This window comes from Erythrobacter sp. SCSIO 43205, from assembly GCF_019904235.1.
Taxonomy (GTDB): Bacteria; Pseudomonadota; Alphaproteobacteria; order Sphingomonadales; family Sphingomonadaceae; genus Erythrobacter.
In genome coordinates, this window is sequence record NZ_CP063202.1 from 585112 (window position 1) to 605991 (window position 20880).

The 20880-nt window shown below is 57.1% G+C and carries 20 protein-coding genes and 1 tRNA gene; 9 read left to right on the forward strand and 12 right to left on the reverse strand.

Annotated features, from left to right (window positions below; translation table 11 throughout):
- Positions 1-89: 89 nt before the first annotated feature.
- Genes INR77_RS02890 through INR77_RS02905 form a run of 4 tightly spaced genes read left to right on the forward strand, consistent with a single transcriptional unit; the run spans position 90 to position 2713 of the window.
- Entirely contained in the window at positions 90-386 is a 297-nt protein-coding gene (locus INR77_RS02890; protein WP_223072445.1) for a YggT family protein, read from the forward strand.
- A complete protein-coding gene (folD, locus tag INR77_RS02895) occupies positions 383-1276 on the forward strand; it encodes a bifunctional methylenetetrahydrofolate dehydrogenase/methenyltetrahydrofolate cyclohydrolase FolD (protein WP_223072446.1) in 894 nt (297 codons plus the stop codon). Before INR77_RS02890 ends, folD begins: the two co-directional genes overlap by 4 nt.
- A gap of 26 nt (positions 1277-1302) precedes the next feature.
- Positions 1303-2067, forward strand: coding sequence for a hypothetical protein (locus INR77_RS02900; protein WP_223072447.1), 765 nt, complete (start codon positions 1303-1305; stop codon positions 2065-2067).
- Positions 2068-2083: 16 nt separating this feature from the next.
- Entirely contained in the window at positions 2084-2713 is a 630-nt protein-coding gene (locus INR77_RS02905; RefSeq protein WP_223072448.1) for a MarC family protein, read from the forward strand.
- 18 nt (positions 2714-2731) lie between these two features.
- Here INR77_RS02905 and INR77_RS02910 read toward each other — a convergent pair whose 3' ends face one another.
- A complete protein-coding gene (locus tag INR77_RS02910; RefSeq protein WP_223072449.1) occupies positions 2732-3343 on the reverse strand; it encodes an LON peptidase substrate-binding domain-containing protein in 612 nt (203 codons plus the stop codon).
- Positions 3344-3355: 12 nt separating this feature from the next.
- A complete protein-coding gene (locus INR77_RS02915) occupies positions 3356-4282 on the reverse strand; it encodes a tetratricopeptide repeat protein (RefSeq protein ID WP_223073378.1) in 927 nt (308 codons plus the stop codon).
- Positions 4283-4559: 277 nt separating this feature from the next.
- Here INR77_RS02915 and INR77_RS02920 point away from each other — a divergent pair.
- Both INR77_RS02920 and INR77_RS02925 read left to right on the forward strand, forming a co-directional pair.
- Positions 4560-4634, forward strand: a tRNA-Gly gene (locus INR77_RS02920).
- Between the two features lie 203 nt (positions 4635-4837).
- The gene (locus INR77_RS02925) at positions 4838-7015 is read left to right on the forward strand and encodes a TonB-dependent receptor (protein WP_223072450.1); all 2178 of its coding nucleotides are present in this window, start codon (positions 4838-4840) and stop codon (positions 7013-7015) included.
- A gap of 76 nt (positions 7016-7091) precedes the next feature.
- Here the strand turns inward: INR77_RS02925 and INR77_RS02930 are convergent, their stop codons facing one another.
- Complete coding sequence (locus INR77_RS02930; RefSeq protein WP_223072451.1) at positions 7092-8267, reverse strand: trans-acting enoyl reductase family protein; 1176 nt, start codon at positions 8265-8267, stop codon at positions 7092-7094.
- A 578-nt stretch (positions 8268-8845) separates the two neighbouring features.
- Positions 8846-9400 (reverse strand): dCTP deaminase, encoded by a 555-nt coding sequence (gene dcd / locus INR77_RS02935; RefSeq protein ID WP_223072452.1) that lies wholly within the window; start codon positions 9398-9400, stop codon positions 8846-8848.
- A gap of 169 nt (positions 9401-9569) precedes the next feature.
- On the opposite strand from dcd, the gene INR77_RS02940 reads away from it, so the two are divergent.
- Entirely contained in the window at positions 9570-10217 is a 648-nt protein-coding gene (locus INR77_RS02940) for a class I SAM-dependent methyltransferase (RefSeq protein ID WP_255573891.1), read from the forward strand.
- 59 nt (positions 10218-10276) lie between these two features.
- Here INR77_RS02940 and INR77_RS02945 read toward each other — a convergent pair whose 3' ends face one another.
- Positions 10277-10816, reverse strand: coding sequence for a hypothetical protein (locus INR77_RS02945; RefSeq protein ID WP_223072453.1), 540 nt, complete (start codon positions 10814-10816; stop codon positions 10277-10279).
- Positions 10817-10841: 25 nt separating this feature from the next.
- Positions 10842-13976 (reverse strand): bifunctional proline dehydrogenase/L-glutamate gamma-semialdehyde dehydrogenase PutA, encoded by a 3135-nt coding sequence (gene putA / locus INR77_RS02950; protein ID WP_255573892.1) that lies wholly within the window; start codon positions 13974-13976, stop codon positions 10842-10844.
- A 186-nt stretch (positions 13977-14162) separates the two neighbouring features.
- Between putA and INR77_RS02955 the strand changes: the two genes are divergently transcribed.
- A complete protein-coding gene (locus INR77_RS02955) occupies positions 14163-14456 on the forward strand; it encodes a YciI family protein (protein ID WP_223072454.1) in 294 nt (97 codons plus the stop codon).
- Between the two features lie 70 nt (positions 14457-14526).
- Here the strand turns inward: INR77_RS02955 and INR77_RS02960 are convergent, their stop codons facing one another.
- From INR77_RS02960 to INR77_RS02985, 6 genes are all read right to left on the reverse strand, one after another.
- Positions 14527-15033, reverse strand: a complete 507-nt coding sequence (locus INR77_RS02960) for a hypothetical protein (RefSeq protein WP_223072455.1) — start codon at positions 15031-15033, stop codon at positions 14527-14529.
- 92 nt (positions 15034-15125) lie between these two features.
- Positions 15126-15812, reverse strand: coding sequence for a hypothetical protein (locus INR77_RS02965; RefSeq protein ID WP_223072456.1), 687 nt, complete (start codon positions 15810-15812; stop codon positions 15126-15128).
- A 10-nt stretch (positions 15813-15822) separates the two neighbouring features.
- Positions 15823-16197, reverse strand: a complete 375-nt coding sequence (locus INR77_RS02970; RefSeq protein WP_223072457.1) for a hypothetical protein — start codon at positions 16195-16197, stop codon at positions 15823-15825.
- 145 nt (positions 16198-16342) lie between these two features.
- Complete coding sequence (locus tag INR77_RS02975) at positions 16343-17581, reverse strand: Xaa-Pro peptidase family protein (protein ID WP_255573893.1); 1239 nt, start codon at positions 17579-17581, stop codon at positions 16343-16345.
- A gap of 14 nt (positions 17582-17595) precedes the next feature.
- Positions 17596-18471 carry an S-methyl-5'-thioadenosine phosphorylase gene (gene mtnP / locus INR77_RS02980; protein WP_223072459.1) on the reverse strand — a complete coding sequence of 292 codons (876 nt, stop codon included), beginning with the start codon at positions 18469-18471 and terminating at the stop codon, positions 17596-17598.
- A gap of 43 nt (positions 18472-18514) precedes the next feature.
- Positions 18515-19219 carry a glutathione S-transferase family protein gene (locus INR77_RS02985; RefSeq protein WP_223072460.1) on the reverse strand — a complete coding sequence of 235 codons (705 nt, stop codon included), beginning with the start codon at positions 19217-19219 and terminating at the stop codon, positions 18515-18517.
- Between the two features lie 178 nt (positions 19220-19397).
- Here INR77_RS02985 and INR77_RS02990 point away from each other — a divergent pair, with 178 nt between their 5' ends.
- Positions 19398-20825, forward strand: coding sequence for an aldehyde dehydrogenase family protein (locus INR77_RS02990; protein WP_223072461.1), 1428 nt, complete (start codon positions 19398-19400; stop codon positions 20823-20825).
- Positions 20826-20880: the final 55 nt, after the last annotated feature.

A 20880-nucleotide genomic window follows, 5' to 3' on the forward strand; every position in this document is an offset into this window, starting at 1 on the left:
TTAGTCGGCTAATACGCTCGTCAAGGGACTCAAACGCTCGCAGCGGGCAAGCTTGTTGCGAGTAAATTCGACAAGGTACAAGAAACCCAATGCCAACGCTTATCGACACACTCATTCAGATCATTTCACTGTTAGTGAATGTCTTCGTCATGTTGGTGATCGTGCAATTCGTGATCGGATTGCTGTTCGCCTTTAACGTGGTGAACCAATCGAACCAATTCCTCGCGCAAGTGTACGAATCGATCAATCGCTTGATGGAGCCGGTTTTGCGCCCGGTGCGCAATGTCATGCCGCAAACCGGCGCGCTTGATCTGTCGCCATTGGTGATAATTGTTGTTGCGCAAATTGTGCTGATCGTCCTTGGTTCGGTTCGAGGTTCACTATGACCGCTAGCCGGATTGACGGTAAAGCCTTTGCCGCCCGCCTTCGCGAGCGCGTGGGCGAACACGCAGCCAGGTTCGCACAAGAGGCCGGGCGCAAACCTGGCCTTGCAGTCGTGCTGGTCGGCGAAGACCCTGCAAGCCAGGTTTACGTCGGCTCCAAAGGTAAAGCGACCGTGGCTGCCAATATGGAAAGCTTTGAGCATCGCTTGCCCGCCGACACCAGCGAAGAGACGCTTCTTGCGCTGATTGAAAAGCTCAATGGCGATGAGGCGGTCGATGGCATTCTGGTCCAGCTCCCGCTGCCCGATCACCTTGATGAACAATCCATCATCGCCTCGATTAGCCCGGATAAGGACGTCGACGGCTTTCACGTGATCAACGCAGGCCGTCTCAGCGTCGGGCAGTCAGGGTTCGTCCCTTGCACCCCGCTTGGCTGCATGATGCTTTTGACGGACCAATTGGGCGATCTTTCGGGGCTGGAAGCGGTCGTGATTGGCCGTTCGAACATCGTCGGTAAGCCGATGGCGCAACTGCTGCTTGATGCTAACGCCACTGTCACCATCGCGCACAGCCGGACAAAGGATCTGGCCAGCGTGGTTGCGCGCGCAGACATCGTGGTCGCAGCCGTGGGACGCGCCAATATGGTTCGTAAAGAGTGGCTCAAGCCCGGTGCAACGGTGATTGATGTAGGCATTAACCGCCTGCCGCCTGAACCCGGCAAGGAAAAGGGCAAGTTAGTGGGCGATGTCGCCTTTGACGAGGCGAGCGAAGTCGCAGGAGCGATCACGCCAGTCCCCGGAGGCGTTGGCCCGATGACGATTGCGGTTCTTTTGCGCAACACGCTGGTCGCTGCGCACCGTAATGCTGGGTTAAGCGTGCCGGAGGGTATTTAGGCCCCTCGTTACTGAGGAGACTTACCATGAGCCATCCGTGTAGCCTTCGCCATTTTAGCAGCCTAGGCATCACCACAGCCCTTGCAGTGACGCTTGGCGCGTGCGCTTCCTCGGGCCCGCGCGGCCCTTCTGAGAAGGTGATTGATCGCGTTCTTGCAAGTGCTCCGGGCGAAGCACAGCCAAGCACCATAGTCTCCACCGAAATCGCTTATGCCAAGGCTGCCAGACAGGACGGCCTTGGGGCTGCCATGGCCGAATACGCCGCGCCCGGCGCTCAGATACATACCGGCGATGGCTTGGTGCCCGCACAAGCTGGCGCGATCACAAAGGAGCAATGGGCCCCGCGCGTGGTGGTCAAAAGCTGCGATGGCTCGCTCGCACTGTCGCAGGGGCGCTTTGCTGACGCGACGGGCAAAGTCGGCAATTACATCACGACTTGGCAGCGCCAGCCTGAGGGTGATTTCAAATGGTCCTATGAGGTAAGCGGCCTCGACGACCCACAGCCGCCACCGCGCAAACAATTCGAGGATGGCGACATAGTTGTAACCGCGCTTGACGTGGTGAAAGGTCTTATCGCGACCTGCCCACGGGAGGGCGAACCAACCCCGCCGCCCCCTCCGATCCCTGTGGGTGAGGGCGGCGCATCGGCTGCACAGACTTCGCGCGATGGCACCTTGCGCTGGCGATGGGAGCAGCGGGAGGGCGGCACGAAATACGTGACGGCTGAATATTATTTCCAAGGCAAATGGGTGACAGCAATCGAAGAAAGTCTTGCATCCCCAAGCGAATGATGAGCAAGGGCACTCGATGTTTCCTGAACTGTTTATCTCTGCTTTTGTGACCTTGTTCGTTGTGATTGACCCGCCCGGCTGTGCGCCGATCTATGCGGGGCTCACCAAAACTGCACCGCCTGCGCAAGCCCGCAATATGGCCCTGCGCGCGGTGATGATTGCGGCGATCATTCTGCTGATCTTTGCCTTCTTCGGCGAAAGCTTGCTGGCCGCGCTGCATATCGAACTCGACAGCTTCCGCATCGCAGGAGGGCTCATGCTGTTTTTCATCGCATTCGAAATGGTGTTTGAAAAACGCACTCAGCGCCGCACCGACCGCGCGGACAAGGTGAACGCTGATCCTGAGGTTGAGGACGTGTCGGTCTTCCCCATGGCCATGCCCATGCTCGCAGGACCCGGCGCCATTGCGGCGGTGATGCTGCTGATGAATGAGGCGGACACGACGGCAGAAACGATTGAAGTGTTCGCAGCATTGGGTTCTGTTCTGGTGCTCACCGCGATTGCTCTCGTTGCCGCAGGACCGCTCATCCGCTTGCTGGGCGATAAGGTTGAGGCCGTTGTGACCCGTCTCCTCGGCGTGCTTCTCGCAGCGTTAGCGGCGCAATATGTGATCGACGGGATAAAGGGCAATTTCGGGATTGTTTGACCGCCCCCGATGCGAAAATCACTGCAGCGTCGTGATCTCTTCACCACCGTCGCGCCGACCAAAGAATTGCATCAACTGAACCAGCAATTCACACCGTTCGGTCAGCGAATCAGCTTCGAGCAGCGCCTGCTTTGAAGCAGGGTCAAACGGCGCGATTTGCGAGACACCGTTGATCAAGGACCGATCGTCAAGGTTCGTGACCGAATCCCAGTCAACGCTATACCCTTGCGCGTCGGCAAACTCGCGCGCTTCCTGTTCAAACCCGCCGCGCTGAGCGATGCTGAGGGTTTCGTTCTCGTCCTCTTCGATCAGCTCGGCCTCGACCTGACGAAAGGCGGTCGCAACGTCCATTTCACGCAAGATGCGAAAGCGCGATTGCCCTTCCAGAATGAGGTTGTAGCGCCCATCATCCATCGCCTCGATCTCGCTGATGTATCCCACACAGCCGATTGAATAGAGCGGGGCACCATCAACCGCGCGCTGAGGCTGGATCATCGCGATTTTACGGTCGCGCACCAGCGCATCGCCCACCAGAGCCCGGTAACGCGGCTCAAAGATATGCAGCGGCAATTGCAGCCCCGGAAACAGGACCGCGCCAGTGAGGGGGAAGATGGAGAGGCGTGTGGACATTCTGGCGTGCGCTTACCCGAAGAGGATTTTCGACAGTTTGCGACGGGTGGCCACCACCCACTCATCCTGAAGGCCGGTCGCCTCGAACATCTTGAGAAGCTGCGCACGCGCGGCTCCATCGTTCCATTCGCGGTCCTTTTGAACCATGGCAAGGAGCGTGTCAGCGGCCTCATCGCGCGCGCCTGCTGCAAAGGCGGCTTCGGCAAAGGCGAATTGCGCGTCCATATCGTCCGGGTTCGCGCCCGCTGCATCGCGAAGGCCGGCAAGCTCGCTGTCATCGACGCTGTTGGCGGAAAGTTCGAGCGCCGCTTTTGCAGCCTCGATTGCCGGGTCATTTGCGAGCTTTTCATCGGCTTCGACACTCGCAAGCACCTGCGCTGCTTCATCGGTCTGACCCAGCGCGATCAAGGCTTTGACAAGACCAGCGTGAGCCGGGGCATTGTCGCTCGCAAATTCGACCACTTGGCCAAAAATGCCCGCTGCACGCTGCGCATCACCTTCGCCAAGTGCAGCCTCGCCCATGGCGACAAACTGCGCGATTTCCTCAGCCGATGGACCTTGCGGCGCACCGCCACCTGCGCCTGCCTCGATCGGCAATTGTGCAAGGATCTGGTCGAGCATTTGCGAAAGCTGGCTTTCGGTGCGCGCCTGAGTGAGGTCGGCGACGGGCTGCCCTTGAAACAGGGCATAGACCGTCGGGATCGACTTCACTTGGAACTGGCCGGCGATGAATTGTTCTTCATCAACATTGATCTTGGCAAGGACAACGCCTTTGTCGGCATAGTCAGCCGCGACCTTTTCAAGCACCGGAGTGAGCGCCTTGCACGGCCCGCACCACTCGGCCCAAAAGTCGACGATCACAAGTTTGGTCATGCTTGGCTCAACCACCTCCTTGCGGAAACGGTCGACGGCCTTTTGCTCTTCGATGTTCAGACCCATGCTTGCCACGAAAAGGGCTCCTGTTGGTTGGCTGGGGCGGGGTTCAGCCCGATATGATTCGTCCCCAACGTGATTCTTCTGCGCACCCCATTTGGGGTGTTTGGCGGCCTTTTGAAGGGTGTGAAGCTCGCTGGCTAGTCGCGCATCTCACAAAGAGCGCAAAAAGAGAGCATTTTTCTGTCTTTTTGGGGTTGCAGCAATTCAAACCCGCTGTTAATTGCGCCGCCTCCCCGGCAGAGAGTTGCGGTATCCACCCACTCTCTTTTGGCGTCAGTGAGCGGGCGTAGCTCAGGGGTAGAGCACAACCTTGCCAAGGTTGGGGTCGGGCGTTCGAATCGCCTCGCCCGCTCCATTTTCTTCAGATCACCCGAGCGATAATTGAGTGCGCGGTCAAGCGCGCGCCGAGCCCCGTAATCGTGGCTTTCGCGCTGGTCTGGACGATTCAGCAAAAAATGTGAGCTCGAAGGTCCGTTGACTGTGGACTTTTGCACGCCTGTGCGCCATTGGACCTGCAAATGATATGTTATCACATATAAAATGGGAATTCGCTGTCCGATGAAGAACCTGACCTCGCATTTGGCCGTTGCCACCGCTCTCAGCTTTGCTGTGACCGCCTCGCCTCTGTTTGCTGAGGAAGCGCCCGCCAATGAGACGCTCGTTGAAGCGGCCGAACAAGCGCTGCAGAATTCTCGCAGCTTGCGCGCCATCGCCCCTGCCACAGGTGAAGCGGTGAGCAGTGAAATCATCGTTTCTGCTGAAGGGCTCAAGGAACTCGATTTCATCACGGGCCAGGACTCGCTTGATGAAGAGGACATTCAGGAAAACCTCGACGGACAGATCGGCGAGCTCCTTGAAAAGCTGCCCGGTGTGTCCGCGACCAGCTTTACGCCGGGCGCATCGCGTCCAATCCTGCGCGGGCAGGATGGCGAGCGCGTGCGGGTGCTGATTGACGGTCTTGGTACAGCCGATGTGGCTAACACCTCTGCGGACCATGCGACGACGATTGATCCGCTTACGGTCAAGCGGGTCGAGGTCCTGCGCGGCCCTGCGGCGCTTCTTTACGGGAGTCAGGCGCTTGGCGGTGTGGTCAATGTGATCGACCGGCGCATCCCTACCGAGGTGCCAGAGAACGGGATCGCGGTCGATGCGCTTTTCGCCGCCGATACAGCCAGCGATTTGCTGAGCGGCGGTGTGTCGCTTGATGCTGCGCTAGGTGAGATGTTTGTTGTGCACCTCGATGGTTCCTACCGCGATACAAATGATCTTGAGATCCCGGGCTTTCAGTTGACCGATGACCTTCGTGCAGATTTACTCGCGGATGCCGATGAAGAGGAAGAAGAGGGCGAGCTTGAAGAGGCAGAAGAGCTTCGCGAAGCAGCCAATCAACAGGATTTCCTGCCTAACAGCTCAACCGAGACATACACGCTGAACGGCGGTTTTGGCGTCATCTTGGGCGAGAGCACCTTCGGTGCATCGATTGGCTATTACGACACGTTCTACGGCATTGTCGGCAATCCCGAGGGCGGCCACCATCACGGCGAAGAGGAAGGCGAAGAGGAAGAGGGCGAGGAAGAAGAAAACGTCTCCATCGGCCTTGAACAATGGCGCTTTGACGTGCGCGGTGACATCGCGCTGGGTGATGGCTTCATCGAGCGATTGAAAATCCGCGCAGGCTATTCCGATTACACCCACACCGAGTTTGAAGGCACCGAAGTCGGCACTGTCTTTGACACCGAAACTGTCGAAGCACGCGCTGAACTCATCCAGTCGACCGGTGGTGTTATCGGTGCGCAGATCACCACACGCGATTTCACAGCCGTGGGCGAAGAGGCGTTTGTTCCGTCGAATGACACCACACAGCTCGCCCTTTTCACCGTTCAGGAAATCGACCTTGACGGTTTCCAGATCGAGGTGGCTGGCCGGTATGAGCGGGTCGATGTCGAAGCCGATACTCTGGGTCTTGAACGCGATTTTGACCTCTTTTCCGGCGCATTGTCCGGGATTGTCGAAGCAGGCGAGGGCGTTCGCCTTGGCGCGACGCTTTCGCGTACCGAACGCGCCCCTGCTGGAGAAGAGCTGTTCGCCAATGGTCCGCATATCGCAACGCAGGTCTTCGAAATCGGCGATCCCAATCTCGACATCGAAGCGGCGTGGGGCATCGAAGGCTTCGTACGTGGCGATCTGGGGCCGCTTGATTTTGGGGCTTCGGTCTACTTCCAGTCATTCGACAACTTCATCTATCTGAACGACACCGGGCTTGAGGAAGATGATCTGCCGGTCTTTAACTTCCTTCAACAAGACGCCGATTTCAGCGGTTTTGAAGCGGACGTCACCTTCCCGATTGTCGAAGGCGATGGCTTTGCCCTTTCAGGCGATGTGCGCGCCTCATACGTCGTGGCAGAGCTTGACGATGGCACCAATCTGCCGCGCATTCCCCCTTTCACAGTTCTCGCCGCGCTCGAAGCGGATGTGGATGCGTTCAACCTGCGCGCTGAAGTGCAGCGCTTTGGCGCTCAAAAAGACACCGCGCCCAACGAAACCGACACCGATGGCTTTACGCTTGCCAATCTGTACCTTTCGTGGCGCCCGCTTGAGGGCAATCGCAATGTGACGTTTCAACTGGCGGGCGAGAACCTGTTCGACAATACAGGGCGCCGCCACGCAAGCTTTAGCAAAGACTTCGTGACCTTGCCGGGCCGCAATATCCGGGTTTCCGCGCGGCTTAGCTTTTAAGCGCGGCGTAGGACAACGCAGGCGTTCTAAAAAAAACGGGCCCCGCGCATCTTTTTGCCGGGGCCCTTTTTTAAGCTTATTTCTCAACCGCAAATGTAAGCTCGGCGTGCTCTTCGAGGCGCTTGACCAAAGCTTCGCCCAAGAAGGAGCCGGGCGTACCCACGCCGCCCGCCGCGTCAGAGTGCAAAAGGCCAATAGCGGTTTCAGCTATCATGCGGCTGGTTGAGCCATAGCCAGGGTCATACTTGCCTTTGACGCAGTAGTGCAGGTTTTCGCCATCGGGGCCCTCGGCTACGAAAAGGACATCATAAAAGCCGTTCTCGCGCTCTTCTTTTGATGGGCCTTCACCTGGCTTGGGCGGCTTTGCCCCAAACGGGTTCTTCATCATTTCAGCGGCCGCTTCTGCCATTTTCTTGCCCGCTTCACCCGGGCTCGTCAGGACCATTTCATCATACTGGAAATCCTCACCATACGGATGGCCCAGCAGGAAATTGGTGCGGTGCACGTTCTTGGTGTTGATCGGGGCCATGACGAAAGGCGCAGCCCATTTGTCGAGATCCGCCTCGTAAGTCGGGATCATGCCAGAAGGCTGGCTTGGCCCTTCAAACCCTTCGGCCAGAGCAAAGGGATTGCGCAGCACATTGATCACGCTGGGGTTCTTGGCAGCGGCTTTCATCGTCGCGCCAAGGCTCGCCGCTGTGCCGCCAGAGAATGTGCCCTGCATCGCCCGAACACGGCCCCGTACTCGTTTTGCAGGCGCGCCAAAGCGTGCCGTTGCCGCTTTCTGCGTCATCATCACGCCAAGATCGAAGGGAATGGAATCAAAGCCGCTGGAAAAGCAGATGCGCGCGCCCGAAGCTTTCGCTTCTGCCCCGTGCTTTTCGATCATTTCCGCCATCCAAGCAGGCTCACCGCAAAGGTCGGTGTAATCAGTGCCCGTCTTAGCGCAGGCTGCGACCAGATTGTCGCCATAAAGCTGATAAGGGCCAACGGTGGTGAGTACGACTTTGGTGCGCTTGCACATGGCCTCGACATCGCTCATGTCATCGGCGTTCGCCACCACCAGCGGCGTGTCGGCTGGAAGGCCCATTTCATCGCGCACGCTTGCAAGCTTTTCCTCAGATCGGCCCGCCATCGCCCATTTGGGTGCGCCCGCTTTGCCACCATATTCATTATTGAGATATTCCGCGACGAGCCTCCCGGTGTAGCCGGTTGCGCCATAGACCACGATGTCAAATTCGGTGTCGCTCATGGGAATGTCTCTCCTGTTAAAGTGGCGCGAACGGTGCGCCTTTGCCTTGCTCAGTTAGGCGCTGCAGCGAATTTTTCCAGCCTTGCGACCTTAATTCCGGTAGGGTGGGTAGGGGATCTTTTCTACGCATCGCTCCAAAGTTGCGAGGGCGGACGTAGAAAGTGGTTGATTGTGCCCAATCTTGATTTTGACGGTGTCCTCTACAGGTGTCACCGAGAGGCGCATTTGCCTGTCGGCTGACACATACGTCATCCCAGGTTGGCAATAGCGGGACCCTGTTTCGTTGCATGAACTGATCTGTTCGAGATCACTCTTGATCTGCTCACTCTTGATCTGCTCACTCTTGCCGGAAATGCACGTCATTACATTGCTCAAAGACCGCTCACTCACATAGAGCGTTGTCGAAGAATATTCATCACCCCGCACGTAATTCCATACCGAGATTGCTCCGATAAGAATTACGAAGGCAGCGAAGAAGTTTCTAAACACCCAAGTCCATTGACGAAATAATCCGGAGGCTCGATTGTTGCGCCAGAAAACTATACTGTCAACGCAGCTATCAGGAACAAAAATTCCCTCTAAAGCCGGGGCAGCGTTACCCCGCGCTGGCCCATATATTTGCCTGCCCTGTCGGCATAGGTGACTTCGGGACGTTCGTTGCCCTTAAGGAACAGAAACTGGCACGCGCCTTCATTGGCGTAGATGCGCGCAGGCAGAGGGGTGGTGTTCGAAAATTCGAGCGTCACATGACCTTCCCAGCCCGGCTCGAGCGGCGTCACATTCACGATGATGCCGCAGCGCGCATAGGTGCTCTTTCCAAGGCAGATGACCAGCACATCTTCGGGGATGCGGAAATATTCAACCGTGCGCGCCAGAGCAAAAGAGTTGGGCGGGATCACGCAGACATCGGTGTCACGGTCGACAAAGGAGTTTGAGGCAAAATCCTTGGGGTCCACTACCGCGCTATCGACATTGGTGAAAATCTTGAACTCAGGCGCGACCCGCGCGTCATAGCCAAAGGAGGACAGCCCGTAAGAGATCACCCCGTCGCGGCGCTGCGCCTCGACGAAAGGTTCGATCATGCCGTTTGATTGCGCCTGCTCGCGAATCCATTTGTCTGATAAAATTGCCATGTGTGAAGTGATTCCGCAAAGATCGGCATTTGGGCAAGGGTGGCCCGCGCACTTATCCGGATGAGTCTATTCCCGTGCATGAGTTGCGGGGAAGTGCGCGCCTTGCCCTTCACACGCGCGCCCCGAAGGTTCATCTTACCAATTCGGTAACAGAAAGTTTTGGATATCAATGTCAGGCAATATCAGTGCAAAGCCATTTATTAGCGTAAAAACACGGCTCAAACGTATCAGTATGGACCTGGGCGCGAGGGCTCTTGGCCCTTATGGTGTGTTCCTGAAAGGTGCGCTTGAAAACCCGGGGATGGTGGGCGCACTCTTTCCCTCGTCCAGGGCGACGATCACGGGAATGCTGAAGAATGTCGATTGGGCCAAAGCGAAGCTGGTGGTTGAATACGGGCCGGGCGTTGGCACATTCACGCGCCCAATTCTGTCGCGCCTGCCAGCTGATGCCAAACTCATCGCGATTGATACCAATGCGCATTTCATCGACTATCTCAATCAAGAGATTTGCGACCCCCGGCTGCAGGCGGTGTTGGGTTCTGCTGCTGATGTGGAGCGGATCGTCAAGAAGGCTGGCTTCGACAAGGCTGACGTCATCATATCGGGCCTCCCGTTTTCGAGCCTGCCGGGCTCGCTTGGCAAGCAAATTGTCGAAGCGAGTTACCGCGTCATGGCACCGGGCGGGGCGTTTCTCACCTATCAATACCGCCTGAGTGCAAGGCGCTTGACTGAGCAAGTGTTTGACCGGGTGGACACGAAAGTGACCTGGGCGAATATCCCGCCAAACAATCTCACGTGGGGCTGGAAAGCAGCCTAGGGCTGCGGGGTTGGAAAGCAGCCTAAGACGGCGGGGTTGCAAGGCGGCTTAGACGCGCGTCACTTTATGATACTCGCGCCCAGCTGAGGATTGAGCGCGGTGATATGGTTGAGCCACTTTTTCGGGCGGCGCAGCATATTTTCAGGAAACTCCACCCGAAGCCCCAATATGCTCGCCATGCGCCCGACAAAATGGATGCAATTGCGCTCATCAAGGCTGTAGCGTTTGCCCGGCTCATCGCGCCAGGCGCGCATTTCTGCAACGATCCGGTGATATTGCTCATCGCTGAGCGTGATCGAGAAATGGCGGTTGGTCTTGCGAATGTATTTGTCCTTTTCGACATAGACCATATGGGAAGCCCACCCGTTCAGGATCGCGGCGGTCGAGCTTTTGGCGGAAAAGCCATAATTTTCCTTGATCACGCGCCCGTCTGCCTCAAGCGTGCCGTCGAGCACGATAAACGTGTGTGGATAGCGCCCGAAAACAGAGCCGTTGAACGAATGGAAGTGTATCTCCACCGCCGCCATCGACGCAGTGCTCCATGCGAGCGCGATCAGGGTCAGGAGAGGGGCGAAAACGCGGGCAACAAGTGATCTCATAGCGCTGCGTTTTATTGCGTCATTTCTAGAGGCTTGCAAGAAGCGTTGCGTTGCCGCCCGCCGCAGTCGTGTCGATCGAGGTAACCCGCTCTGTCGCAAAGCGCGCAAGGTAGTGCGGCCCGCCCGCCTTTGGCCCTGTGCCCGAGAGGCCCTCACCACCAAATGGCTGGCTCTCGACAATCGCGCCGATCTGATTGCGGTTGATGTAGAGATTGCCAACTTTCGCTTTGGCCTGAACGAAGCGGTGGACCTGCTCAATCCGGCTGTGAAGGCCAAGCGTGAGGCCATAGCCGGTCGCATTGATCTCCTCGATCACGCGCGGCAAATCCTTCGCCTTGTATCGCACGATGTGAAGCACTGGCCCAAAGTTTTCACGCTTCAGGTCAAGGATCGATCCGATCTCCATGATCGTTGGCGCAACAAAGCATCCCTTCTCGGTAAATTCGCTTAAGCGACGCCGCCACACGGTATGTCCCGAAGCCTCCCGGCGTGCGATATGGCGTTCAAGCGCGGCCTGTGCATCGGGGTCGATCACGGGGCCAACGTCGGTAGACAAGTTCGCGGGGTCGCCAATATGCAGCGCTTCAAATCCGCCGCGGATCATCTCGATCATGGTGTCGGCGATGTCCTCTTGCAGGTAAAGCACCCGCAAGGCGGAACATCGCTGGCCTGCGCTTTGGAAAGCAGAGGAAAGCACATCGCGCACGACCTGTTCTGGCAGAGCGGATGAATCGACAATCATCGCGTTCTGCCCGCCGGTTTCTGCAATCAGTGTCGCAATCGGACCATCGCGCCCGGCAAGCGCCAAATTGATCGCGCGCGCTGTTTCTGTTGATCCGGTAAAGGCAACCCCTGCAAGGCGCGGGTCGCTGGTAATCATTTGCCCGACATCGCCTGCGCCGGGAAGGATTTGCAGCACTTCTGGCGGGATGCCCGCCTCATGGCACAGCTTGACCGCAAGCGCGGCAATCAGCGGTGTCTGCTCAGCCGGCTTGGCGATCACCGCATTGCCAGCCGCAATCGCGGCCGCAGCCATGCCGGTAAAAATCGCCAGCGGGAAATTCCACGGTGAGATGGTGGCAAAAACGCCGCGCCCGTGCATGGACAAGGTGTTCGCCTCGCCCGTGGGTCCGGGAAGGACAAGCGGCTCTGCAAATTGCCGCCGCGCCTCGCCCGCGTAATAGCGCAGGAAATCCACCGCTTCGCGCAGTTCGGCGACCCCATCGAGAAGCGTCTTGCCCGCCTCGCGCTGACACAGGGAGAGGAATTCAGGCGTGTGCGCCTCAAATAGATCCGCCGCTTCATCGAGCAATGCGGCGCGTTTGTCGCCGCCAAGCGCATCCCAGCCCGCTTGGATGGCCACGGCTTTGGTAAAGGCCATGTCGACTTCTTCGGCTGTCGTATCACGCCTCGTGCCGACTTCGACCGATAAGTCATGCGGCATGGTGATCGGCGCGATTTCGCCTGCTTCCTCAGCCGTGAAAGTGGGTTCAGCGTGCCAGTGGAGGGCGCTCAGCTCATCGAGCTTGGCCTGAAGCGGTTCGAGCACCAATGGATCAGACAAATCAATCCCGGCGCTGTTCAGACGCTCGCCCAGAATATCGCGTGGCAGAGGGATCGCCTCATTGCGCAAAGGCGTGCGGCTCTCAAGCTCTGCGATCTGGTCGCGCACCAGGTCTTCGGCGGCAAATTCTGCATCGCCCATGCGATTGACAAAGCTGGTGTTCGCCCCGTTTTCAAGCAAGCGCCGCACGAGGTAAGCGAGCAATTCCTTGTGCCCGCCAACAGGCGCGTAAATGCGAACCGGGGTGCGGTCATTGCCTTCCAGCTTGGCGAGCGCATCGTAGAGCTCTTCGCCCATGCCGTGAAGGCGCTGAAACTCGAACGGACGGCCTTTGGCAAGCTGCTTTACCATCGCGACTGAGTTGGCGTTATGGGTCGCAAAGGCGGGGTAGATCACGTCCTCATGCTCGAACAGGCGCACCGCGCAGGCGAGATAGGAGACATCGGTTGCAACCTTATGGGTGAAGACTGGATAATCCTCAAAACCACCCACTTGGCTAAGCTTGATCTCCGCATCCCAATAGGCGCCTTTGACGAGGCGCACGAAAATCTTGCGCCCATGGCGACGTGCGCATTTCGCGATCCAGTCGCATAAGGGTGCGCCGCGTTTCTGATAGGCCTGGATGGCAAGGCCAAACCCTTCCCAAAGCGTGCCGTCTGCACGGGTGAAAAGGCCATCATCTGCCATCAGCTCTTCAATGATGTCGAGGCTGAGTTCGAGCCGGTCGGCTTCTTCGGCATCAATGGTAAAATGGATATTCGCATCGCGCGCTTTCACCGCGAGATCGCGCACCATGGGCACAATATCGCGCCTTGCTTCTTCGGCGTGGGTGAAGGCGTAATTGGGGTGAAGCGCGGAAAGCTTGACCGAAATGCCAGGCGATGTCCCAATGCTGCCCGATGCTTCGCGCGAGAGGCGCTCAATCGCGCCTTCGTAGGCTGCGCGATATTTTTCCGCATCATCAAAGGTCATCGCCGCTTCGCCCAGCATATCAAAGCTGTGCGTGACGCCTTTGGCCCGGTCAGGGGCGGCGCGTTTCAATGCCTCTTCGATTGTGCGGCCAAAAACAAATTGCCCGCCTAAAATGCGCATCGCCTGCAAGGTCGCCGTGCGGATGACAGGTTCGCCCAGCCGGTTCATCGTGCGCTTGAGAGTTCCGGTCATCCCGCGCTGATGCTCTTGCGGCGGATCGAGAACCTCGCCTGTCAGCATCAGTGAAAAGGTGGCGGCATTGACAAAGGTCGAGGGGCTTTCGCCCAGATGTTCGGCCCAATCGACATCGCCGATCTTGTCGCGAATAAGCGCGTCAGCGGTCGCATTGTCAGGCACACGAAGCAGCGCTTCGGCCAGACACATCAGCGCAATGCCTTCCTCGGTATCAAGCCCGTATTGTTGTAGAAACGCGTCGATGCCGCTTGCCTTGCGCTCGCGCGCTCCTTCGATTAGCTGAACCGCCATTGCTTGCGCATCATTTGTGACTTTGCGAGCAGGCGCAGCTTGCCGAAGCCTTTGTTTGATGCACGCCTCTTCTTCCATGCGATAAGCCTGGCGTAACTCAGTGCGATCAAGGGTGAGGGGGGCAATGGGTCTCGTCACGTGTGGTTTCGTCCTTTCACTAACGACTCAGCGTAATTTATGCATGAGGTGGACCCCATGTCGCTCCCAATCAAGGGAAGTCGGGCTTTGCGAAATTTTCCTGCGCTTGAAGGGGAGCGATGCTATTATATATGCGCTGTGATATGTGCGCTGATAGCCGCACAGATTCTCAGGAGACGCATCCCCATGGCCTTGTTCTGTTTTTACTGCCGTGATGGTGAGGACAGCGAGACTTTGCGCGCGCTGCACCTGAAAGAACAGCGCAAGCATATGGCTGAGCACGATCAGAATTATCTGACCGCCGGGCCACTCACCAACCGTAAGGGTGAATTTGTCGGCTCGCTGTTGATTATCGAGGCGGACAGCGAGGAAGAAGCGCGCGCGGCAGTCAACGAAGACCCCTATGTCACTGGCGGCGTGTGGCAATCGATCCGGGTCGACAAGTTTGAACCTGTCAAAGGGCGCTGGAAAGACCGCTAGAAACGAAAAAGGGAGGATGCGAGCCTGTGTGTCGCATCCTCCCTCCATTTGAGGTGACGTGAAGCGCGCCCTAACCTGTCGAGGACTTATTCGCCTCGATGGCCGCTTCGATTTTTGCGGTCTCAAGCTCCATGAGAGTTTCCATGTAGTTTTCAAGGATGGTCGGCGGCGGAGCCGGAGCCATTTTGACCCGCAGGAGACTGGAGCCTTCCTGACTGTAATTATACTTTGATTTGTAAGAGGCGTTGACGGACGCAGAGAACGGTCCCCAACCGGCTTTGGCTCCCACATCAAGTCCAAACTCGCGCGATTTTGCCATGGTGATCGACATACGCACTTCGATTTCGGCTTCCTGAAACTGATAGAATGTGGGGTACAATCCCATCGCCAGAAGCGAGTATTTGTTGGGGGTATCAGAGCCATCGAGCGCAGGCAGCTCGATCTCCTGCTCCGCCATGAATTTGGCGACCCTCGTTGAATTCATATCAAGCTTGGTCTGCCCTTCTGCAATCGCGAAGGCGAGCTTTTCAGTCATCTCCGCAAAGGGTGTATTGAGTAACTCTTGTCCGACACTCATCGTGATTTCCTTCCGTTAGCGTAACTCAACCCGCAGCTTTTATTGTGTTATTGGCACCTTTTTCTGGTTCAAATATTGGGGCCGCAATCGGCCTATTCTTCTTCGATGATGCGCGATTGGACCCGGCGTTTCAGACTGAACTTGATCCGCGTCGCAGCCTCCGGGCTGGCCTGACGTTTGGCATCAAAGCCCATCACCATCTTGCCGCTTTCCTGTCCCAGCGCGCCGCGCACATCGACTTCGACATCGTCAATCTCAAAATCGGAATCGTCCATGCGATTGGCGGCCGTAATCTCCTCTGAGAACTTCTGGATGATCTCGTCAGTCGAAAGCGTTTTTACCGCATCGTTTTCCTGCGCTTTGTCTGCCTGAAGTTTTTCGACGAGCTGATTGGCTGCGCTCAACTGGGCGATGAGGCTCACCTTTTCGGCTTCAAGCGCTTCAAGCCGCGTTTTGACCATGGGTTCGAGCTTGATTTCGAAGGCCGCCTCGGTTTGCGCGCCCGGCTTGGTCATGCTCTGCAAGCGGTCGCCCAGCGTTTTTACCTCGCCTTTGAGCTTGGCATTCTCGCTCTGCAATTCCTTCAGCTTTTTGTTTTCAGCGTTGAGCGCCTGAGTGAGGTTGGTGATTTGTTTCTTCTGCTGCTGGGTGGCTGCATCCTTGAGCTGAATTTCCTTAGCGAAATTCTCGCGCGCCTTGGAAAGCTCATTGCGCAGCCGCGTGGTTGGCAGAGTTTCAACCTTCAGTTTGGCGAGACGATTGACTTCTTTTGACGGCATGGGCTCAGCCTCACTCTTGCTCAAGCGCCAGAGGCGGCGGGCCAGGCGCAAATCGAATTTTCAAAGATGAAGACCCCTCGGTTTCATATTTGAGGGCGTTTTTGTATTTCGCGTTCATTGGCGTTGCAAAAAGCGCCCATTTTTTCTTGCCCGACTGTTGTTTTGTCTCTTCGATCTGGACCGTCATTTTGAGCTCTACATCGACGTCCTGCATGTGGTAAAAGCTCGGCATGATGCCTGCCTCAACCAGCTCTTTGGGGCGGTTCTGGATCATCTCGGCTTGTGCTTTTGACAAGGCAATGCTCGCTTCAGCCACACTGATGCCGACCTCGCGCACCATGCTTGAGACGGGCGAAACCAGTATCTCTTCGAGTTTATCGCTCATTGTGCCCCCTCTTTGATTGGTCTGAAAAAGACTCAAGGACCAAAGTGTCGGCAACAAGAGTATGACTTATTTTACTTATCTCTGTGCACAACTACACTGGACAAAGAAAAATAAAGCTTTGGGCATTTTGTGCAATCCGGACTTGCTATCCCATAGGATTGTCAATTGATGGAGCAAGCGGGCTGAACAGGCGTGGCCCCTGATCCGTCATGTAAACACAGTCTTCTTGGCGCACGCCGAACTTGCCGGGAAGATAGATACCCGGCTCATTCGAGAAGCACATCCCCGCCGCAATCGGAGTTTCATTGCCGCGCACGACGAATTGGTCTTCGTGAATGTCCATGCCGATACCGTGGCCGGTGCGGTGGGAGAGGCCTGGGGTTTTGTAGTCCGGACCAAAGCCCTGACCTTCATAATAGGCCCTGACCGCATCATCAATCGCGCCAAATGTGCCGCCGACCTGCGCCATCTCCATCACGATGTTCTGCCCTTTGCGCACCGTGTTCCAAACGCGCGTTTGCTCAGCATTCGCGCCGCCGTGGACCCATGTTCTGGAGATGTCGGATTTGTACCCATGCACATCGCAGCCGCAGTCCATCAGAATGACTTGGCCATCCGCCACTTCAAAGACTTTTTTCGAGCCGTGGGGGTAAGCGCTTGCCTCTCCCACTTGCGCCGAAGAGAAAGTGGGCCGTGCGCCGCGTTTAATCGTCTCTTCCTGCATGATCGCGCTGATGTCGTGGCCTGTCATGCCTGCGCTCACTTGCGGATAAAGCGCGCGGTAAGCGGCCATGGTGATGTCATTGGCCGCTTGCATCAGGGCGATTTCATGCGGGCTTTTGATTTGCCTCAGCGCAGTGACGATAGGGCTCGCTGACACGATGGCTCGCCCGCCGCCATCGCGTTTCAGACCTTCAGTGACGAAGTGTCGCACCGTGCGTTCGAGGCCAATCGCGCCAGTGGTGCCGCGATCATCGAACACGCTGGCAATCAGCGCGGTGGGGCTTTCATGTTCATCCCACGTGCGCACCTCCATCGGCATGATCATAAGCTCAGCCAATTTGCTTGCTTCAAAGGCGGGCGTGATGACGACCGGCTCACCTTCAGCCGGGATGACAAGCGCAGTCAGCCTGCTCCCGCGTCCCCAGCCGAGCCCGGAGAAATAGAGCATGGACGAGCCCGCTTCGACGACAATCCCGGCGACACCCTGGGCTTGCATCATGCCTTGCGCGGCTTGGATGCGGGTTTGCCGCTCCTCGTTAGAAATGGGATCAGGGATAGCGATTATGCCATCACCAGAAGCCGCCAGAACCGGGTTCAAGCCGCTTGCGCTGATCAAACCGCTCAAGACCCCCGTCTTCAAAACATTGCGTCGTGAGGTCATAGACATAAGTGTCCTTATTTCGTGTTCAGCACGCGGCCTGCCACCGCATCGAGCCGCGCCAGAAGCTCAGGGTCGCGCTCTTCAGGAGCGGTGATGATCGCGGTGTCGAGACAGGTGTCTATGGGAGAGGCTTTGCGCGTCTTGGGAAGACCAGTGATGAAATTCAGCACCGCTTGTCTGGCAAGCTTGCCATTGGCTTTCATCTGCTTGAGCACGCCCGCGACATCGACCGCCTCTTCGCCTTCTCGCCAGCAATCGTAATCCGTCACCATTCCAATCAGCGCGTAAGGCAGCTCCGCCTCGCGCGCCAGTTTCGCCTCCGGCATAGCGGTCATGCCGATGATGTCCGCGCCCCAGGCTTTGTACATATGGCTTTCGGCTCGCGTGGAAAACTGCGGCCCCTCCATCGCCAGATAGGTAGCGCCAGTGGCGAGCTTGCCTTTGGCAGCGGTCACAGCTTTTGCCGCCATGTCGGAAAGACGCGGGCACACCGGGTCAGCCATGGAGACGTGCGCGGCGCATCCGCTGGTGAAGAAGGTCGAAGCTCTCCCTCGCGTGTTGTCGATGAACTGCTCGGCAATGGCAAAGCGGCCCGGCTCGATTTCTTCGCGTAAGGAACCAACCGCGCTTATGCTGAGAATGTCGGTGCAGCCTGCGCGCTTCAAGGCGTCGATATTGGCGCGCGCGTTCAAATCGCCCGGCGAGATCGGATGGCCTCTCCCATGGCGCGGAAGAAAGCGCACTTGGATCTCGCCAATCCGGCCAAACAGGATTTCATCGGATGCCTCGCCCCAAGGGGTTTCGATGGAGAGCCACTGCTCATCCTCAATCCCCTCGATGTCGTAAAGACCCGAGCCTCCGATGATCCCGATACACCAGTTTTTGGCCATGATTGTCTGGGCGTCTTCCCTTGCCGTGTTTGAGCGCCGACCCTTAGGTCAGTTGCACATGGTCGGGCAATACCTTGCGGATAAAGCGATCAGCCTTCGCAAAAGGTTCTGCGATGGAGGGGCGCGCCTTCATATGGTCATTATGCTTGGCCAGCGCTGGATAGTCGTCCAAAGGCATTTGGGCGACGAGTTCGACCTGCATCAAGCTTGTTACAACCGCGATGTCAGCGATGGAAAGCGTGTCATCGACAAAGAATTCGCGGCCCTCAAGCAGCGTGTTCAGATAGGCGAGAACTGAAGGCATTTCGTTCGCCCATGTGTCGCGCGCTTTTTCGATGTCGGGCTCTTTTCCTTGGAGAAGCGAGAAGAATATGGGCCGGAAAATGCCGCCACCGCCCGCTGGCGCCAGCACGGTGTCGGCGTATTCTTCGATCATCAGAGCGCGGCCGTGGCCATAAGCGGTTGTACCATAAAGCGCAGGCTCAGGATGTTTGCGTTCAATATAACCGCACATGGCCGAACTGTCGGCGATGGTGCCCGCCTCGCCCTCAGCCGATATGGACCGGTCGCGCAACACCGGGATGCGCCGCATGGGGGAGATGTCCTTGAACCAGTCGGGCATCGGCATAATGTTCACTGTTTCAAAGTCGAACTCCACACCCTTTTCGATGCACAACGCCATCGCTTTTCGCGCGAATGGCGATACGGGGCTGCCATAGATTACAAGATCGTTTGCGGCTTCATTCATCGGTCATCTCTCCCTTAATTCGCGTCAGTCATAGGCCCACTGTGGCCAAGCGCAATGCAAGACTGCCGGACGCTTTGTCGTCTATCAGCCACCGTCCATTGCAATTCGCAATTGATTTTTGCGGGCAATGCTCCAACGTGGCTCCAAAGTGAAATTTGAGTCTTTGACGGAGAGAGAAATGGTCACCCAATACAAAAACCTCATCAATGGTGAGATGGTCGAAACTGGCCAATGGCTGGATGTTGTGAACCCTGCCAATGAAGAGGTGATCGGTCAGGTCCCGGCTTGCGGCAAAGACGAACTCGACCGCGCAGTCGCTGCAGCGCGTGCAGCGTTCAAGACCTGGAAAAACACGAGCTTTGAAGAACGCCAGGCCGCTTGCCTCGCGATTTCGGCAGCGATCAAGGAAAACTCCGACGAGCTTTTCCGACTGCTGACCGCTGAACAGGGCAAGCCCCATGCGCAAGCTCAAGGCGAGATTGCGGGCGCTGCTGGCATTTCCAAAGCGCAATCGACATTGAAACTTGAAGATGTGGTCAATGAAGACAGCGACCAGCGCCTCTCGCGCACCCGCCGCGTGCCGGTCGGCGTTGTCGGCGGCATTGTGCCTTGGAACTTCCCTGTGATGATGGCGATCCAGAAAATTGTGCCAGCGCTAATGAGCGGTTGCACGATTGTGCTGAAGCCTTCGCCCTTCACGCCGCTCACGACTCTTCGCGTGGCAGAGCTCATCGCGGACAAGGTGCCTGCGGGAACGGTTAATATCATCACTGGTGAAGACGCTCTTGGTCCGATGATCACCAGCCACCCTGACATCGATAAGATTACCTTCACTGGATCGACCGCGACGGGTAAGAAGATCATGGAAGGCGCATCGTCCGATCTTAAGCGCATTACGCTTGAGCTTGGCGGGAACGATGCCTCCATCGTGCTTCCCGATGCCGATCCCAAGAAGGTTGCCGAACAGCTCTTCTGGTCCTCGTTCCAGAACGCAGGGCAAGTCTGCATCGCGGCAAAGCGCGTTTATATCCACGAAGACATCTATGACGAGCTTTCGCAGGCAATCGCGGACTATGCTGCGCAAGTGAAAGTGGGCGACGGTTCTGAGCAAGGGACCGGCGTTGGCCCGATCCAGAACAAGAAGCAGTATGAGCGCGTGCTTGAACTCATTCAGGACGCCAAGGACAATGGCTACAAATTCCTCACCGGCGGGGACAAAGACCCATCGGGCACAGGCTATTATGTGCCGATCACCATCCTCGACAATCCACCAGAAGATGCGCGCATTGTTGCCGAAGAACAATTCGGCCCGGTGATGCCGCTGATGAAGTTTTCAAGCGAAGACGAAGTGATCGAGCGCGCGAATAACTCAGAATACGGGCTTGCGGGCGCAGTCTGGACAGCGGACACCGACAAAGGCGTGGAGATCGCTGAAAAGCTGGAAACAGGCACGGTTTGGATTAATGAATTCATGCACTTATCGCCCTTCGCGCCGTTTGGGGGTCACAAGCAATCGGGCTTTGGCGCCGAATATGGCCTCGATGGACTGAAGGAATTTACCTATCCGCAGGTGATAACCGTCAAAAAAGACAATGTTGTTGCTTAATTTGCAACTCAAGATGAGCTACAGATAAGCATATGGGGACGAGGCCTAGCGCGAC

Coding starts and splice junctions, on each gene's coding strand:
- INR77_RS02890 (WP_223072445.1), top strand. CDS start 90: ATGCCAACGCTTATCGACACACTCATTCAGATCATTTCACTGTTAGTG.
- folD (WP_223072446.1), top strand. CDS start 383: ATGACCGCTAGCCGGATTGACGGTAAAGCCTTTGCCGCCCGCCTTCGC.
- INR77_RS02900 (WP_223072447.1), top strand. CDS start 1,303: ATGAGCCATCCGTGTAGCCTTCGCCATTTTAGCAGCCTAGGCATCACC.
- INR77_RS02905 (WP_223072448.1), top strand. CDS start 2,084: ATGTTTCCTGAACTGTTTATCTCTGCTTTTGTGACCTTGTTCGTTGTG.
- INR77_RS02910 (WP_223072449.1), bottom strand. CDS start 3,343: ATGTCCACACGCCTCTCCATCTTCCCCCTCACTGGCGCGGTCCTGTTT.
- INR77_RS02915 (WP_223073378.1), bottom strand. CDS start 4,282: ATGGGTCTGAACATCGAAGAGCAAAAGGCCGTCGACCGTTTCCGCAAG.
- INR77_RS02925 (WP_223072450.1), top strand. CDS start 4,838: ATGAAGAACCTGACCTCGCATTTGGCCGTTGCCACCGCTCTCAGCTTT.
- INR77_RS02930 (WP_223072451.1), bottom strand. CDS start 8,267: ATGAGCGACACCGAATTTGACATCGTGGTCTATGGCGCAACCGGCTAC.
- dcd (WP_223072452.1), bottom strand. CDS start 9,400: ATGGCAATTTTATCAGACAAATGGATTCGCGAGCAGGCGCAATCAAAC.
- INR77_RS02940 (WP_255573891.1), top strand. CDS start 9,570: ATGTCAGGCAATATCAGTGCAAAGCCATTTATTAGCGTAAAAACACGG.
- INR77_RS02945 (WP_223072453.1), bottom strand. CDS start 10,816: ATGAGATCACTTGTTGCCCGCGTTTTCGCCCCTCTCCTGACCCTGATC.
- INR77_RS02955 (WP_223072454.1), top strand. CDS start 14,163: ATGGCCTTGTTCTGTTTTTACTGCCGTGATGGTGAGGACAGCGAGACT.
- INR77_RS02960 (WP_223072455.1), bottom strand. CDS start 15,033: ATGAGTGTCGGACAAGAGTTACTCAATACACCCTTTGCGGAGATGACT.
- INR77_RS02965 (WP_223072456.1), bottom strand. CDS start 15,812: ATGCCGTCAAAAGAAGTCAATCGTCTCGCCAAACTGAAGGTTGAAACT.
- INR77_RS02970 (WP_223072457.1), bottom strand. CDS start 16,197: ATGAGCGATAAACTCGAAGAGATACTGGTTTCGCCCGTCTCAAGCATG.
- INR77_RS02975 (WP_255573893.1), bottom strand. CDS start 17,581: ATGACCTCACGACGCAATGTTTTGAAGACGGGGGTCTTGAGCGGTTTG.
- mtnP (WP_223072459.1), bottom strand. CDS start 18,471: ATGGCCAAAAACTGGTGTATCGGGATCATCGGAGGCTCGGGTCTTTAC.
- INR77_RS02985 (WP_223072460.1), bottom strand. CDS start 19,219: ATGAATGAAGCCGCAAACGATCTTGTAATCTATGGCAGCCCCGTATCG.
- INR77_RS02990 (WP_223072461.1), top strand. CDS start 19,398: ATGGTCACCCAATACAAAAACCTCATCAATGGTGAGATGGTCGAAACT.